General features: G+C 65.2%; 16 protein-coding genes. 7 read left to right on the top strand and 9 right to left on the bottom strand.

The window, feature by feature from the left end; translation table 11 throughout:
• Positions 1–165 precede the first annotated feature (165 nt).
• Both FIV09_RS09810 and FIV09_RS09815 read right to left on the bottom strand, forming a co-directional pair.
• Positions 166–1986 (bottom strand): sodium:proton antiporter, encoded by a 1821-nt coding sequence (locus tag FIV09_RS09810; protein WP_152449771.1) that lies wholly within the window; start codon positions 1984–1986, stop codon positions 166–168.
• Positions 1987–2074: 88 nt separating this feature from the next.
• On the bottom strand, positions 2075–3238 hold the full coding sequence (locus FIV09_RS09815) for a deoxyguanosinetriphosphate triphosphohydrolase (protein WP_254702192.1): 1164 nt from the start codon (positions 3236–3238) through the stop codon (positions 2075–2077).
• Positions 3239–3372: 134 nt separating this feature from the next.
• On the opposite strand from FIV09_RS09815, the gene FIV09_RS09820 reads away from it, so the two are divergent.
• The gene (locus tag FIV09_RS09820; RefSeq protein WP_152452503.1) at positions 3373–3696 is read left to right on the top strand and encodes an iron-sulfur cluster assembly accessory protein; all 324 of its coding nucleotides are present in this window, start codon (positions 3373–3375) and stop codon (positions 3694–3696) included.
• A gap of 82 nt (positions 3697–3778) precedes the next feature.
• On the opposite strand, the gene FIV09_RS09825 is transcribed toward FIV09_RS09820, so the two are convergent.
• The 3 genes from FIV09_RS09825 to FIV09_RS09835 are packed head-to-tail and all read right to left on the bottom strand — an operon-like array spanning position 3779 to position 6333.
• On the bottom strand, positions 3779–4675 hold the full coding sequence (locus FIV09_RS09825; protein WP_152449773.1) for a DMT family transporter: 897 nt from the start codon (positions 4673–4675) through the stop codon (positions 3779–3781).
• On the bottom strand, positions 4672–5763 hold the full coding sequence (locus FIV09_RS09830; protein ID WP_152449774.1) for a hypothetical protein: 1092 nt from the start codon (positions 5761–5763) through the stop codon (positions 4672–4674). The genes FIV09_RS09825 and FIV09_RS09830 overlap by 4 nt, the downstream gene beginning before the upstream one ends.
• A gap of 36 nt (positions 5764–5799) precedes the next feature.
• The gene (locus FIV09_RS09835; protein WP_152449775.1) at positions 5800–6333 is read right to left on the bottom strand and encodes a DUF6749 family protein; all 534 of its coding nucleotides are present in this window, start codon (positions 6331–6333) and stop codon (positions 5800–5802) included.
• Positions 6334–6689: 356 nt separating this feature from the next.
• On the opposite strand from FIV09_RS09835, the gene xth reads away from it, so the two are divergent.
• The 4 genes from xth (at position 6690) to grxD (ending at position 8319) form a co-directional block, all read left to right on the top strand.
• Complete coding sequence (gene xth / locus FIV09_RS09840) at positions 6690–7499, top strand: exodeoxyribonuclease III (RefSeq protein ID WP_152449776.1); 810 nt, start codon at positions 6690–6692, stop codon at positions 7497–7499.
• A 71-nt stretch (positions 7500–7570) separates the two neighbouring features.
• Positions 7571–7813, top strand: a complete 243-nt coding sequence (locus FIV09_RS09845; RefSeq protein ID WP_152449777.1) for a BolA/IbaG family iron-sulfur metabolism protein — start codon at positions 7571–7573, stop codon at positions 7811–7813.
• A 13-nt stretch (positions 7814–7826) separates the two neighbouring features.
• The gene (locus FIV09_RS20380) at positions 7827–7964 is read left to right on the top strand and encodes a hypothetical protein (protein WP_172975678.1); all 138 of its coding nucleotides are present in this window, start codon (positions 7827–7829) and stop codon (positions 7962–7964) included.
• Positions 7957–8319, top strand: coding sequence for a Grx4 family monothiol glutaredoxin (gene grxD, locus FIV09_RS09850; protein WP_152449778.1), 363 nt, complete (start codon positions 7957–7959; stop codon positions 8317–8319). Before FIV09_RS20380 ends, grxD begins: the two co-directional genes overlap by 8 nt.
• A 72-nt stretch (positions 8320–8391) precedes the next feature.
• Here grxD and FIV09_RS09855 read toward each other — a convergent pair whose 3' ends face one another.
• A complete protein-coding gene (locus FIV09_RS09855) occupies positions 8392–8787 on the bottom strand; it encodes a cell division protein ZapA (RefSeq protein ID WP_152449779.1) in 396 nt (131 codons plus the stop codon).
• Positions 8787–9317, bottom strand: a complete 531-nt coding sequence (locus tag FIV09_RS09860) for a hypothetical protein (RefSeq protein WP_152449780.1) — start codon at positions 9315–9317, stop codon at positions 8787–8789. The genes FIV09_RS09855 and FIV09_RS09860 overlap by 1 nt, the downstream gene beginning before the upstream one ends.
• A 233-nt stretch (positions 9318–9550) precedes the next feature.
• Between FIV09_RS09860 and tkt the strand changes: the two genes are divergently transcribed.
• Complete coding sequence (tkt, locus tag FIV09_RS09865) at positions 9551–11566, top strand: transketolase (protein ID WP_152449781.1); 2016 nt, start codon at positions 9551–9553, stop codon at positions 11564–11566.
• Between the two features lie 166 nt (positions 11567–11732).
• Complete coding sequence (locus tag FIV09_RS09870; protein WP_152449782.1) at positions 11733–12923, top strand: PQQ-dependent sugar dehydrogenase; 1191 nt, start codon at positions 11733–11735, stop codon at positions 12921–12923.
• Positions 12924–12987: 64 nt separating this feature from the next.
• On the opposite strand, the gene FIV09_RS09875 is transcribed toward FIV09_RS09870, so the two are convergent.
• Together FIV09_RS09875 and FIV09_RS09880 are read right to left on the bottom strand one after the other, a co-directional pair.
• The gene (locus FIV09_RS09875; protein ID WP_152449783.1) at positions 12988–13965 is read right to left on the bottom strand and encodes a DUF808 domain-containing protein; all 978 of its coding nucleotides are present in this window, start codon (positions 13963–13965) and stop codon (positions 12988–12990) included.
• 47 nt (positions 13966–14012) lie between these two features.
• Positions 14013–14381, bottom strand: a complete 369-nt coding sequence (locus FIV09_RS09880; protein ID WP_152452505.1) for a DoxX family protein — start codon at positions 14379–14381, stop codon at positions 14013–14015.
• Positions 14382–14486 lie beyond the last annotated feature (105 nt).

Consider the following 14486-nt stretch of genomic DNA (forward strand, 5'->3'; position numbering starts at 1 on the left):
TGTCCTCTACCATGCGGACCGCGCGCGTCAATGCGGGGGCGGCTGTGGCCCCGAAAGGGTGGACCTATGCGCTGTCGCGCGCGGCAGGGCAAACGCGCCGAGGTCCGGGCGGAGCGCGTAAGTGCCGCCCCGAAAAGGACCGGCGGCGCGGGCGTTGTTTGCCCGCTACCGCGCCTCTTTCCGCTCCTCGCGCTTCGGCGCCAACATCAGGATCTGCACGTCGTTGGCATCGCGCGGCTCCTCGTCCGGCCCGAGGAAGCGCAAGGCCCCGCCCGGTCCGAAATCCGCAACGATGAACGCGTCGGGGTTCTTTTTGCGCCAATCGGCCAGGGTGAATTCCGCGGACAATTTGGTGCTGCGGAATTCCCAGCCGTCGCGGATGCGCGCCTCGGATTCGTAGAAGGTCTCGTTTGCGCCGATGGGCCGGCCGCCCAGCGTCGCGGGCAGCGCGTGACGCGACGAATCCTCGCGGGCGCGGCGCAGCTGGAACACCTTCTCGCGGCCGAATTCAGGGCCGAGATCGGTGGTCACTAGCGTGTTGTAGGCGTCGTTATCCGTCGCGGCGATGACATGCTCGTAGCGGATCAGATCGAGGCGGTGCTCGGCATCCTCGGACAGAAGATCGCCGAAATAGGTCTCGATCCCGGCCTCGCGGGCCCCGCGCAGATGCGCATGGTTCGGATCGACGATGATGACCGGCAGGTCGAGCTTTTTCAGCGCTTGCGCCAGGGCCAGCGACCAGCGCGAACCGCCGACGATCATGACGCCCGGCCGGTCGGCCGCCGTCAGACCCAGAAGCCGCGCCATGGGCGACAGGGTGAAGCCGTGCAGCACCACCGTGGCGGCGACCAACGCAAAGGCCAGGGGCGCCATGCGCGCGCCGTCCTCGATCCCGATAGCGGCCAGCCGCTCCCCGAAAAGCCCCGCCACGGCGACCAGAACGACGCCGCGCGGTCCGGTGAAGGCCACCAGAAGCCGCTCCGCCCAGGGCATGCCCGAGAAGGCCAGCGACAAAAGCACCGCACCGGGCCGCGCCAGAAGCACCACAACCAGAACGAAGGCCAGCGCGCGCAGATCAAGCGAGGCCAGCGTTTCGCGATCCATGTTGGCGGCGAGCAGGATGAACACGCCCGAGACGAGCATCACCGTCGCCTGCTCCTTAAAGCGGCGAATCTCCACGTAGGAGGGCAGCGCCACATTCGCGATCCAGAGGCCCATGAGCGTGACCGCCAGAAGACCCGCTTCGTGCAGCACCCAGTCCGAAACCCCGAAGACCAGCAGTACCAGCACGAAGAGCACCGGCACCTTCATGTATTCCGGCACGTAACCGCGCTGGAACGCCCGCGCCGTGCCCCAACCTGCGGCGAGGCCAAGAACCGTCGCCACGAAGATGCCGAGTGTCAGATCGCCCACGGCCTGCGCCGCCCCCGTGGCGGTTTGCAGAACGATCACCACCTCGAAGGCCAGAACTGCCGCTAGCGCGCCGACCGGATCATTGACGATGGCCTCCCATTGCAGCAACGCCGCCGGGCGCCGCCTCAGCCGCGCCTGCCGCAGCAGGGGCGCGATGACCGTGGGCCCTGTCACGATCATGATGCCGCCGAACACCGCTGAGGTCTGCCAGGACAGCCCCGCCACGTAATGCAGCGCCGCAGCCGAGGCCGCCCAGCCAAGGGGCGCCCCCAGAAACACGAGCCGCCGCACGCCGATGGCCGCATCCCGCAGGGCCGAGAAATGCAGCGACAGCCCGCCTTCGAACAGGATGATCGCGACGGCGATGGCCACCATGGGCTGCAAGATGGCTCCGAAATCACGCCCGGGATCGACGATGCCCAATCCGGGCCCAACGATGAGCCCCGCCACCAGCATCAGCACGATGGCGGGCATCCTGAGCCGCCATGCCAGCCATTGCGATCCGACGCCAAGCGCGCCCACCAGCGCAAACGCCATCACCGGGCTGAGGCCAGCCTCCGCGGGTGTCGCCATGATGCATCCCTCTTGTTCTTTTGCGGGAAGGTAGCAGGTCCCGCGGCCTTGGCGAGCGGAATGAGACGCAGCCTCGGATGACGCCGCTTCAGGTCATGTCGTTCAAGACGTCGACGCCTGTCAGCCGTGCATGATCCTGCAAGGCAAACCGGTCCGTCATGCCCGCGATGTAATCCGCCACGAGCCGCGCCAGAACGGTCCGGTTCGGTGCCGCCGCGACATCTTTCTGCCAGCGTCCCGGCAATTCCTCTGGCTGTTCGAGGTAGATCGGGAACAGCGCATTGACCGCGCGGGTGACCTTCTCGCGCTGCGCCATGACGGCAGGCGCGCGGTACATGCGCGCGAACAGGAATGCGCGGATTTCCTTCAGGTCGGCCCAGAGCGCGTCCGAGAAGGCGATGACCGGGCGGCCCAGATCGCGGATGTCCTGCGGTCCTATGGCGCCCGAGGCGGCAAGCCGCGCGCGCGACGTGTCGATCAGATCCGAGACCATGATGCCGAAGACGCGCCGCAACGCCTCGTGCCGCCGTCGATAGGGATCGAGTGCGGGATAGGCCGCATCGACCTCGCCGTAGGCGTCGCGCACGATGGGTAGCTCCGCGATCTCGTCCTCGGTGAACAAGCCCGCGCGCAGACCGTCATGCAGATCGTGGTTGTTGTAGGCCACGTCATCCGACAGGGCCGCGACCTGCGCTTCCGCACTGGCATGGGTGTGCAGTTCGAGGTCATGCTCCGCGTCATATTCGGCCAGCGCGTAAGGCAGCGGGCCGGTGACCGGGCCGTTATGCTTGGCGATCCCCTCAAGCGTGTCCCAGGTCAGGTTCAGCCCGTCGAATTCCGCGTAATGCCGTTCGAGCCGCGTCACGATGCGCAAGGTCTGCGCATTGTGATCAAACCCACCATAGGGTGCCATCAGCGCGTCGAGCGCGTCCTCGCCGGTATGGCCAAAAGGCGTGTGGCCCAGGTCATGGGCGAGTGCCACCGCCTCCGTCAGGTCGACATCAAGCCCAAGCGCGTTCGAGATAGTGCGCGCCACCTGCGCCACCTCGATGGAATGAGTGAGCCGGGTGCGATAGAAATCGCCCTCATGCTCCACGAAGACCTGCGTCTTGTGTTTCAGTCGCCGAAACGCCGAGGCGTGTATGATCCGGTCGCGATCCCTTTGGAAACACGAGCGAAACGCGCTTTCCTCTTCGGGGTGGCGCCGACCGCGCGAGGCGGCGGGCGTGCATGCATAGGGGGCCGTTGTCACGAGCTGGAGTCCTTGTCGCCTGTCCCGCAACCCCATATATTCGCAGTATCGCCGGAAGGAAACGGGCCTGTCCCACCACCCGGCCACGCCATTCATCCAATCGGGCCGTGGCCCGAAGACAGACCGAGGTTGCCATGCATCTGCCCCCGAAAGTGACCGAGCGCGCCTTTGCCCGTCTGGCCGAGATCGGCGCGGGCGATCAGGGTCAGGCCCTGCGCGTGGCCGTCGAAGGCGGCGGCTGTTCGGGATTTCAATACGAGATCAAGCTCGACGCGCCCGACACGGACGATATCGTGCTTGAGGGTCAGGGCCAGAAAGTGGTCGTCGATCAGGTGTCGCTGCCCTTTCTGGAGAATGCGGTCATCGATTTCTCGGACGAGCTCATCGGTGCGCGTTTCGTGATCGACAATCCGAACGTGGCCAGCTCCTGCGGTTGCGGTACAAGCTTCTCGATGTAACCGCGCTGCGGCGATGACTCTGCAAGTTCAATTGATTGCGCAGCGTACCTCATGCCCCACATGAAGCGGGGCGTGGCCTGTATCAGGTTGCGACCGGCTCTTCGCGCCATTTCGGGCGCGCATTGTCGATCACCAGCCACAGGCCGGATCCGATGACGAGGCTGACGCCCGCCAAGGTGCCGACACTCGGGATTTCGCCGAAGGCCAGGAACCCGATCAGCACCATCCAGACGAATTGAAGGTTCATCAGCGGTGTCGCCACGTAGGCAGGCAACAAGCCCATCGCCGCGGTCACCGTCCAGCGCGCGACAAACAGGATGAGCGCGTAGATCGTGACCCAAGCGAGATCCATCGCCGACATCGGCTGCCACAGGAAGGGCAAGGCCAGCGCCATCGTCAGGAAAAGCGCGAGGTTGGGATAGAAGACCTGCGCCAGGGTGGAGCGTTCGCGCTGCCCGATATAGCGCGCGGCCACCAGCGATCCGGTGCCGGACAGCACCGCGAGCCCGGCCCAGCAATGCCCGACGGACAGCGAAGATGGCCCCTCCGGCATCAGGCACAAAAGCCCCCCGACCCCCAGAATGACGGCGAGCCATGCGGTGGGTCGGATCGGCTCTCCAAGGAACGGGCCGGACAGAATGGCGGCCACCACCGGCACCAGCGCCATGAAGAGGAACACATCGGCGAAAGGCAGATAGCGGAACGCATAGAAGAAGGCGATGGAGGCGATCACGGTCAGCACCGACCGGACCGTCATCGCCCCGACCTGCCCCGTCGAGAGCGCGCGCCGCACGCCGCCTGCCGCGGGACGCCGCGCCACGATCAGCGACAGCCCCACCGCGATGAAGGCCGCGAGGGCAAAGAGTTGCGGTGCCGCGTATTGTCCGGCGATGAACTTGGTGATGCTGTCCGCGGCGGCCATCTGGAGCGTGTAAAGGGCCACGAAGAGCCCGCCCAGATGGGTCGCGCAGAGTTTCATTTCACGCCTCGCCCGGCGGACATCCGACCTTCGGCACGCGCAAACCGCGCAAAGAAGGCTTCGAAATGTTCAGGCACGGCCGTTGCCGCCGCCTCCAACATGCCGCGGGCTTCCGGGGTCAGCAGGTCGGCCACCACGGCGCGCATCTGCAGCCAGTCACCGCCCCTGTTGGCACCCAGAAGGAACAGGCATTCGGAAAGCTCTCTCAGGGGCGATGCGCGGCGTGGTGCGGCTTCGAACCGCATGGCACCGGAATAGATCGGACCGGCAAAACCCGCGCCACCAAGGGTGGCACTGCGCCAATTGGCGACCAGGTATTCGTGGTAATCATCCGGTCTATGCAAATCCGCGTGTCCCGTCACTCGCATCGCCACCAGGGCGGCATCAAGGAACTCTACCCAAGGTTGCGGGATTTGTACATCCGCATAATGCAGCGCGATCGCCACTTCGGACAACAGGTCTGAATTCTTGTCCAAAAACGCGATCGTCCCCGCAAATAGCAGGCTTGTGACAGCCTCCTCGGACAGGCGCGGATCGCGCCGACCGTACTCGCTTAGATAGAAGACAATATGCGTCAGTTCGTAAGCGGCCTTCTTGTTGGGAATCGCGAATGTGTTCGAGCGCGCCGCGAAATCCCGCAGCCGCGTCTCGAGCCCGCCATCGCGGGGCAGCGCCACAATCCCGCGCCGCGCCAACAGGCGCCGCGCCTCGAGCCGTTGCAGGTCGGACAATTCCGCCTCGGGCAAACCTTCATCCGACACCTGCGCGCAGAGCGCCTCGGCGGTTTGGCCGGGCAGACCCAGATCCTCGAGATCGAGCGCAATCGACAGGATGAATCGGTAATATTGCGGAAAGAAGGCCAGTCGGGATGCGACGGTGTCATAAAAGCCCGACAGAGCCTCCAAAGCCTCCTGCCCCGGCGCGATGCCGGTGCTTTCGAAGACATTGAGAACCTCGGCATTCTCCTTCAGCCAGAAGACATCGTCCTCGGCGCGCCGGTGTCGGGCGAAATTGGCGACGAGGGCGCCGTAGCGCGCCTCGTCGTCGATCATACGGGCCGGGACATTCAGTTTCACAACGTTGGACATAATCTTTTCCTTGTTTCTGAAGGTCCGCCCGAGCGATCAGGCCTTGGCCGGGGTCGACCAGGAGGTGAACATTTCGGTCGCATCGCCCGTCTTCGTCTCACGACCCGCCGGACCCGACCAGGAGGTGAACATCTCCGTCGCATCGCCGGTCTTCGTCTCGCGGCCCGCAGGACCCGACCAGGACGTGAACATCTCCGTCGCATCACCGGTCTTCGTCTCGCGACCCGCAGGGCCCGACCAGGAGGTGAACATCTCCGTCGCATCGCCAGTCTTCGTCTCGCGACCCGCAGGACCCGACCAGGAGGTGAACATCTCCGTTGCGTCGCCCGTCTTCGTCTCACGGCCCGAAGGTCCCGACCAGGACGTGAACATCTCCGTCGCGTCGCCCGTCTTCGTCTCGCGACCCGCGGGGCCCGACCAAGACGTGAACATCTCCGTCGCGTCGCCGCCGTGCAGCATGCTGTCTTCTGGGCCCGACCAGGAGGTGAACGCCTCGACCGCATCTCCGGTCATCGCCGACCCGGTTGCCACAGTCCGGTCATTTCCGGCGACGGCGGTTTTATCGTGCATTTCGAAGTGCTTAAGTGCTGACATTGTGTGCTCCAGTTCAAGTTGATGAACCAAGCGTTGCACGCAAAACGTGAAATGCGAGAACAAATTTCTCCCCATGATTGCAGTTTGAAGCCGGATCCCGGATTGTCCACAGGACACCGCTTCGCTAACACGCGACCGGTTAATCAAATCTCAACGTTATCCACCAAATCCAGATTTTTGTGGATAAGTCCGAAACAATGCGTAATCCACAGGCCCATTGTCGCCGGACTGGCCTCAATGCGCGCCGAATCATCGCATTGGCGCGCGCCTTCCCAGACTTGCATCCCCGGCCTGCCTCGCTCAGAACGGCAGCGACCCGCGGAGGAGGCCCCATGAAGATCGCCACGTTCAACATCAACGGCATCAAGGCCCGTCAGGCCGCCCTCACGGATTGGCTGTCGGAGGCGGAACCCGATGTCGCCCTCCTTCAGGAGATCAAATCCGTGGACGAGGCGTTCCCGCGGGAGGTCTTCGAGGATATGGGCTACAACGTCGAAACCCATGGCCAGAAAAGCTTCAACGGCATTGCGATCCTGTCAAAGCTGCCGCTTGAGGATGTCACCCGTGGCTTGCCCGGGGACGACGAAGACGAACAGGCGCGCTGGATCGAGGCGACGGTGATGGGCGACAGCCACGCGGTGCGGCTCTGCGGGCTTTACCTGCCCAACGGCAACCCGGTGGAGTTCGACGGCGACGGCCTGCCCGTTCGGGATGGCAAATACGGCTACAAGCTCGATTGGATGGACCGGCTTCATGCCCGTGCCGAGGCGCTGATGGCCGACGAGATGCCCGCGCTGATGGCGGGCGATTACAATATCATCCCGCAGGCCGAGGATGCGGCCAAGCCCGACGCCTGGGCGAAGGATGCGCTCTTTCTGCCGACAAGTCGCGCGGCGTTCCGGCGGATCCTCAATCTCGGCTTCACCGAGGCGTTCCGCGCGCGGCACCCCGGCCCGGGGCATTATTCCTTCTGGGATTACCAGGCCGGGGCCTGGAACCGGAACAACGGCATCCGCATCGATCACGTGCTGATGACGCCCTCCTGCGCCGATCTGATGACGGATGTGGGCATCGACCGTGATGTGCGCGGCCGCGACAAACCCTCGGACCACGTGCCGGTCTGGGTGGATCTTGCCGCCTGAGCCTGCTTGCACCATAGCGTCGGCCCGCCTACATCTGGGCCAACACGCAACAACCCGGAGCGCCACGTCCCATGGCTATGCAGGCCCACGAAATCGAAGCGTTGATCCGCGCCGAATTCCCCGATGCCAAGGTCACGATCACCGATCTGGCCGGCGACGGAAATCACTACGCCGCCGAGGTGATCGATGCGAGCTTTGCGGGCAAGAACCGGGTTCAGCAGCAGCGCGCGGTCTATGCGGCCCTCAAGGGCAAGATGGACGGATCGCAGGGCGAGCTGCACGCGCTGGCCCTGACCACCAAGGCCCCGGACTGACGCAGGTCCGGCGATGATGGCCTTCCTGTCCGAAACCTGGCCGATCCTCGGCGCACTCGCACTGGTCGGCGTGATCACCTACGGCGCGCTGATGCCCTATATCCGGGCCGAGAAGCGCCGCACCAAAGAGATGGAGAAAGACGATGACTGACGCCAAGGCGCAAATCGACGAAACCGTGAAAGCCAATGACGTGGTGCTCTACATGAAGGGCACCAAATCCATGCCGCAATGCGGCTTCTCCAGCCGGGTGGCGGGCGTGCTCAACTACATGGGCGTCGATTTCACCGATGTGAACGTGCTCGCCGACGAGAATATCCGGCAGGGCATCAAGGATTATTCCGACTGGCCGACGATCCCGCAGCTCTACGTCAAGGGCGAGTTCGTGGGCGGCTGCGACATCATCACCGAGATGACCCTCTCGGGCGAGCTCGATCAGCTGTTCGCGGAGAATGGCGTGAGCTTCGACAAGGATGCCGCCGACAAGATCCGCGAAGCCAACGGATAAGCTGAAGACGGCCCGCAAGGGCGGATGAAGCGGCGCGCGCGGGTCACCGGGCGCGCCGTTTTCATTTGAGGCTCAGCGCTGGGCGCGATCCTCGATATCCTGCGCCACCGCTTCCGCGCGCGCGGCGAGCTCCGCCAGCGTCTCGGTGACGCCAGCGGGCAGGACCGGCACCTCGATCCGCTCGGGCTCCGGCGCGGGGGCCGTGGCCGCCGCACGCACCTGCGCTTCAAGCTCCGAAACGCGCGCCTCGGACGCCGCCAGCTTCTCCTCAAGCCCCGCTGTTTTGTCCGCCAGCATCAGACCCGCCATCAGCAGCATGCGCGGCTCGGGGATCCGGCCGATCTGCTCGATCAGCACGGAGGCTTCGGCGTTCAGCATTTGGGCCGCACTCAGCAGGTAGGCTTCTTCGCCGTCCTGACAGGCCACGGCAAAGGTGCGGCCCCCTATGACAATATCGACCTCGGGCATTACGTCGCCTCCTCAGCTTGGGGCGCTTCGGCTTCGGCGGCTTCCGCCAAAAGCGGGGTCAGCGCGCTCAAAAGCGCCTGCGCCTCGCTCCGGTCGACCGCGCGGGCCGCGCGGAGCGATTCCAGCTCCGCCAGCATCGCCTTGTTGATTAGATGGGGCTCGCCCACATTCTTCTCCAATGCGTCGCGCATATCTTGGTTGGTGCTGGTCAGCATGTCGTTGGCGTGGCGCAGGCGCTGCAGATCCTCGTCGAGGGCCGCGAGCCCCCGCCGAGCCTCTTCCGCCTCTGCGCGGAGGGCGGCCACTTCGGTTTCCTGCTTCTCGCGGATGGCGCGTACGCGCTCCTCAAGCTGGGCATTGGCCAGCCGCTCGTCCTCGAGTGCCGCCTGCATCTCTGCCAGCGCTGCCGTGTCCGTCGCCTCGACCTGCGGCTCAGCAGGTGCCTCCGCCCCTTCTAGGCCCTCGACCCCGGCCGCGATCCGGTCCAGCGCCGCTGCGATCCGCCGTTCGAGCTCGTCAATCTCACTCATGCTGTCCGCCTTCTGCCCGTCCTCATGGACCGATCTTGCGATCCTGCCGGGTCCTGTCCGCAATGCAAGCGGGCGCCGCGAATCGCTCTGGTCCTCTGTTCCAGCAACTTTATCAAGCCCGAAGCAAATGTGCGCCCCCTTTCCTGTCAAGGCCTTGGGCGGCGCGCTTGATCTTGGCAAGGGGCCTCATTAGACGCTGGGCAGCCCTCAATCCCAGGAAGGATGACGCACCCGTGGATATCGCAGCCCTCTCCTCGTCCAACCCCGATCACTGGATGCGCGCCACTGCCATCCGCGCGCTGGCCCTCGATGCGGTGGCCGCCGCCAATTCCGGCCATTCCGGCATGCCCATCGGCATGGCCGACGTGGCCACCGTGCTTTACGGCAAGCACCTCAAATTCGACGCAGCCCGCCCCGACTGGCCCGACCGCGACCGCTTCATCCTGTCGGCAGGCCACGGCTCCATGCTGCTTTACGCGCTCTTGTACCTGACGGGCGATGCGGAAATCACGCTCGACGAGGTGAAGAACTTCCGCCAGCTCGGCGCGCGCACCGCGGGCCATCCGGAGAATTTCCTCGCCAAGGCCATCGAGACCACGACCGGCCCGCTCGGCCAGGGCATCGCCATGTCCGTGGGCTTCGCCATCGCCGAAGAGGCCCTGCGCGCCCGCTTCGGTGCCAAGATCGTCGATCACCACACCTATGTGATCGCGGGCGACGGCTGCCTGATGGAGGGCGTCAGCCAGGAAGCCATCGCGCTTGCAGGTCGCCAGGAACTGGGTCACCTCGTGGTCTTCTGGGACAACAACAACATCACCATCGACGGCCAGGTCAGCCTGTCCGACCGCACCGACCAGCCGCAGCGCTTTGCTGCCTCGGGCTGGCACGTGCAGGAAATCGACGGTCACGACCCCGAGGCCATCGATGCCGCGATCACCGCCGCCAAGGCCGATCCGCGCCCCTCGATGATTGCCTGCAAGACGCATATCGCCTTGGGTCACGCCGCGCAGGACACATCCAAGGGCCATGGCGCGCTCACGGATGGTGACCAGAACGCCGCGGCCAAGGCGGCCTGGGGCTGGAATGCCGCCCCGTTCGAGATCCCCGCGGAGATCAAGTCCTGGTGGGAAGAGGTCGGATCGCGCGGTGCCGCGGCATCGGCCGATTGGGATGCCCGGCTCGAGAAGCTCTCCGGCGCCAAGCAGGCCGAGTTCGCCCGCACCATGGCGGGCGAGGCGCCGAAGAAGCTGTCGGCCACAATCAAGGCCCTGAAGAAGCAGCTCGTGGAGACGCAGCCCAAGGTCGCGACCCGCAAGAGCTCCGAAATGGTGCTCGAAGTGATCAACCCGATCATGCCCGACACGATCGGCGGCTCGGCGGACCTCACCGGCTCCAACAACACCAAGACCGCCGATCTCGGTGTCTTCGACACGGAGACCCGCGATGGCCGCTACATCTATTACGGCATCCGCGAACACGGCATGGCGGCTGCGATGAACGGCATGGCGCTGCACGGGGGCGTGCGTCCCTATGGCGGCACGTTCTTCTGCTTCACCGATTATGCCCGTCCCGCGATGCGGCTTGCAGCATTGCAGAAGATCCCGACCGTCTTCGTGATGACCCACGATTCCATCGGTCTGGGCGAGGACGGCCCGACGCACCAGCCGATCGAGCATCTGGCGATCTGCCGCGCGACGCCCAACACGCTCGTCTTCCGCCCTGCCGATACGACGGAGACGGCGGAGGCCTGGGAAATCGCACTCACGCAGGATGGCACGCCCTCGGTCCTCGCCCTGTCGCGTCAGAACCTGCCCGCCGTGCGCACGGAGATGAAGACGAAGAACCTCGTGTCGCAAGGCGGCTACGTCCTGGCCGATGCCGAGGGCAAGCGTCAGGCGATCCTGATGGCCACGGGCTCCGAGGTCGCCATCGCCATGGCCGCTCGCGACCAGCTGCACGCCGAAGGGATCGGCACTCGCGTCGTCTCCATGCCCTGCTGGGAACTCTTCGAGGAGCAGGACGAGGCCTATCGCAAGCGCGTCCTGCCGGGCGGCCCCGTCCGCGTCGCCATCGAGGCAGGCATCCGCTTCGGCTGGGACCGCTGGCTCTACGGCGAGCGCGGCAAGCGCGAAAAGGGCGGCTTTGTCGGCATGCACGACTTCGGCGCCTCCGCGCCCTCCGATGCCCTCTACGAGCATTTCGGCATCACGCCCGAAGCCGTGGCAGAGAAGGTCAAATCCATGCTCTGATCCGGCCCACCCGGATCAAGCGTCCGACGCCCCGGTGCCTCGCGCATCGGGGCGTTTGCGTTTTGAGCCCGAGCGGCTCGATCACCACAGCTTGAATTTGCCCCCGCCGCGCCGGGCGATACCTTGCAAGGCGTATTCAGTTCTCGACCGAAAGGACCGCCCCTCCATGCGTCTTGCCTTGACCAGTGCCGCCGCACTTCTGATCGCCCTGCCCGCCTGCGCGCAGGATTTCGAGCGTGGCACCCGGAACACCGATTTCCCGCCCGCCTTCGCACAGCAATTCCGCGCGCCGCTCGTCGACAGCGCCGTGACGCTCTCCGATGCGACCATCGCGGACGGGCTGTCGCGGCCCTGGGCCGTTGCGGTCCTGCCGGGCGATGCGGGCTACCTCGTGACGGAGCGGACGGGCACGTTGCGCCACATCGCGCGGGACGGCACCGTCTCTCAGCCCGTAGGCAACGTGCCGGAGGTGCTGAGCGAAGGCCAGGGCGGGCTTCTCGACGTGGCCCTCGCGCCCGATTTCGCGCAGAGCCGCCGGATCTACCTCAGCTATGCCAAACCGCTTTGGCGCGGGCGCAATGCAACGGCGGCCTCGTTCGCGACCCTCTCCGAGGATTTCGCCGCGCTTGATGACGTGACCGAGTTCTTCGTGCAGGAACCGGGCTCCTATTCGCCGATGCATTTCGGCTCCCGGATCGAATTTGACGGCGCGGGCCATGTCTTTGTCACCACGGGCGAGCATTTCGGCCAAGGCGAACGGGAACTCGCGCAGGAGCTCGACAGCACCTATGGCAAGACCGTGCGCTACACGCTCGATGGCGATATTCCCGCCGATAATCCCTTCGCGGGCGGCGATGGCAAGCTGGGCGAGATCTGGTCGCGCGGGCACCGCAACCCGCAAGGCGCGCTCTACCGCGACGGCCATCTCTGGACGATCGAGCACGGCCCCGCGGGCGGCGATGAGCTCAACCGCATTGAGCGGGGCAAGAATTACGGCTGGCCCATCATCTCCTACGGCGAGAATTACAACGGCTCCCCCGTCGGAGAGAATGCCGCCGTGCAGGACGGTCTCGAACAGCCGGTCTATTTCTGGGACCCGGTGATCGCACCCTCGGGCATGACGCTCTATAACGGGGAGATGTTCGACGATTGGCAGGGCGATATCTTCATCGCGTCCCTCAATCCCGGCGGGATCGTGCGGCTTTCCCTCGATGCGGAGGATCGCGTGGCCGAGGAAGAGCGCCTGCGCATGGATCTGGGCCGCGTGCGGGATGTCGGCGTCGATCACGACGGCGCGCTTCTTGCCGTCACCGACGATCCCAATGGACGGCTCGTGCGGCTGACACCCGGCCAGTGAAAAGCCACGGGCGGTGGGTGTCAGACCCACCGCCCGCTGATTTGCCGAAACGCGGTTCGCCCCCTTAGAAGAACGGCGCCTTCTGCGCGACCTTCGCCCAGATCGGCGCGATGAACTTCGTGCCGATCGGGATCAGGACAAGCCCCAGCGCCACACCCAGAACGCCGTCGCAGAAGGCGGTCACGATCCATTCGACCGCGCCGCGCAGCCCTTCGGAGGCAAAGCCCCCTGCCGCCACGGCGATGTGGTGGATAATCTCCTCGGGCGCGTGCCAGCCCATCTCGGCCAGCCCATGCACGATGATCGACCCGCCGACCCAGAGCATCGCCGCCGTGCCCACCACGGACAGCACCTTCATCACCACGGGCATGGCCTTGACGATACCTCGCCCGAAGCCGCGCGTGATCCCAAGCCGCCCGACCTGCGTCAGCCACAGACCGATATCGTCCATCTTCACGATCAGCGCGACCGATCCGTAGACTGCGACCGTGATCATCACCGCCACCATGGCGAGCGTCGCCGCCTCCATCCAGATCGTCGAGGTCGGGATGGCCGCAAGCGCGATGGTCATGATCTCGGCCGACAGGATGAAGTCGGTCTTGATCGCACCCTCGACCTTTTCCTCCTCGAGATGCATGGGATCGCCGATATCGTGGCTGCCATCGGGTCCGGGCGTGTGATCGTCATGGGGCATGATCGCATGGACCAGCTTCTCCGCGCCCTCGAAGCACAGATAGGCCCCGCCCAGCATCAAAAGCGGCGGGATCGTCCAGGGCGCGAGGTTCGACAACGCCACACCCGCGGGCAGCAGGAAGACGAGCTTGTTGAAGATCGACGCGCGCGCGATCTTCCAGATGATCGGCAACTCACGCGCAGGCTCGAAACCCTGCACGTATTTCGGCGTCACGGCCGCGTCGTCGATCACCGCCCCTGCGGCTTTCGAGCCTGCCTTCACCGCCTGCGCGGCCACATCGTCGACCGAAGCGGCCGCCACCTTGGCGATACCCGCCACGTCATCGAGAAGCGCCAGAAGTCCGCTCATGCCTTATCCTTTTCGCTCATACCTCAAACACCCAAATTCGGACGACCTCAGCGCGAGGGCTGAAGCGCAAAGCGCCCCGGTCCCTGCACCGCCAGCACGAGGCAGCCCCCCGCAATCGCCCAGTTCTTCACGAAGATCGACATCTGCCACGGATCGTCCGGGATCAAGTGGAAGATGCTCGTGACCATGCAATAGAGCGCAAGACTGCCTGCCACGGGCCGCGTCATGACGCCGAGGATCAGCGCGAGCCCCGCCGCTCCGTTATAAAGGAGCGCAGCCCAGACCAGCATCTCGGGCAGGCCGCGATCCGACAGGAGCGCCATGGCCGGACCGGGATCGACGAGCTTTTGCAGCGCACCGGCCACGAACAGAAGGGCGATCAGGATTCGCCCGGCGCATGTCACCACGTCGTTCATCGTCACCTCGAAACCGGATCGCGCCGATGTTAGCGCGACCACCTTCCGACAGTTAGCGCCACCATGCCGAACAATCGAACGTTTAACGCTAACACACTGTCAAAA

Source organism: Roseivivax sp. THAF197b (genome assembly GCF_009363255.1).
GTDB lineage: Bacteria > Pseudomonadota > Alphaproteobacteria > Rhodobacterales > Rhodobacteraceae > Roseivivax.